Source organism: Rhodopirellula maiorica SM1 (genome assembly GCF_000346295.1).
Classification (GTDB): Bacteria; Planctomycetota; Planctomycetia; order Pirellulales; family Pirellulaceae; genus Novipirellula; species Novipirellula maiorica.
This window is the reverse complement of sequence record NZ_ANOG01000631.1, coordinates 1-826: the sequence shown is the minus strand read 5'-3', so window position 1 is coordinate 826 and position 826 is coordinate 1. Positions and strand designations below refer to the sequence as shown.

The 826-nt window shown below is 48.5% G+C and carries 2 protein-coding genes; both read left to right on the top strand.

The features are described from left to right. Positions 1 to 212 precede the first annotated feature (212 nt). The gene (locus RMSM_RS20315) at positions 213 to 431 is read left to right on the top strand and encodes a hypothetical protein (RefSeq protein ID WP_008700426.1); all 219 of its coding nucleotides are present in this window, start codon (positions 213 to 215) and stop codon (positions 429 to 431) included. 130 nt (positions 432 to 561) lie between these two features. After that, positions 562 to 826, top strand: a 265-nt coding sequence (locus tag RMSM_RS20310) for a hypothetical protein (protein ID WP_008700424.1), incomplete at its 3' end; no start/stop codon positions are given.

Genomic DNA, 826 nt, shown 5'->3' with positions numbered 1-826 from the left:
TCCATTGACCGAGGGCGACGAGGATATCGAGACGCGGCAGATGAAGGCAAAGCATTTGCCGGTTCGGTTCATCCGAGTTGCGGAGTCGATGCGAACGGTGGTAACGAACATTCGAAGGCGTTGATGCCATCGATAGGGAAATGCAAATTTTGTTCAACCTGGGGCAATCGGTGTGAGGGCGTCCCGAATTTCAAAAAGAGAAGGAGACTGTCATGTATTCTCAAAGCAGCAATGTGTCGCTTTCGAGCGATGCGATCCAAGATCTAAATCGGGTAGCCGAGGCCATTGAATCGCTGGAAATACAACTCAGTGTGCTCAGCGTACAGATGCACTACGACAAATCGCGTTTCTCGCCTCGAGCGATGGAGTTGACTCGCGAATTAGGCGAGATCCACCGTTTGCTGGAAAACACATTGACGTTTGGAAGTTGATGTCAATTTGTTTCTGATTTTCGGCTTGAAACCATTTGTGATTTAAAAAAGCAGAAGAAAAGGGCGGCGAGAATGGATTTGCGAAAGCAACGATTTGCAGAACGTAAAAATGTAAGACGTAAAAAATGCGTTGGCTCACGACAGCCACAGCCACGTCGATTTGAGTGGTCTAGATGATATGGACGATCGACTCCGCGGCGCGTTGGAGTTCATGTCCAATAAGCTTGCTGAGCCGAATGATTCGGATTCGCTCAATGATGACTTGGCGGCATTATTGGAATTGGTCGTGCCTGAATTTGCCGATGGGTGCAACATCGATCTGTTTGACTCCAAAGGTGGAATTCGACGCTTTGCAAAATTCGCATGCGACGAGATGCTTTTGCCCTCCGCTTCAC

Coding starts and splice junctions, on each gene's coding strand:
- RMSM_RS20315 (WP_008700426.1), top strand. CDS start 213: ATGTATTCTCAAAGCAGCAATGTGTCGCTTTCGAGCGATGCGATCCAA.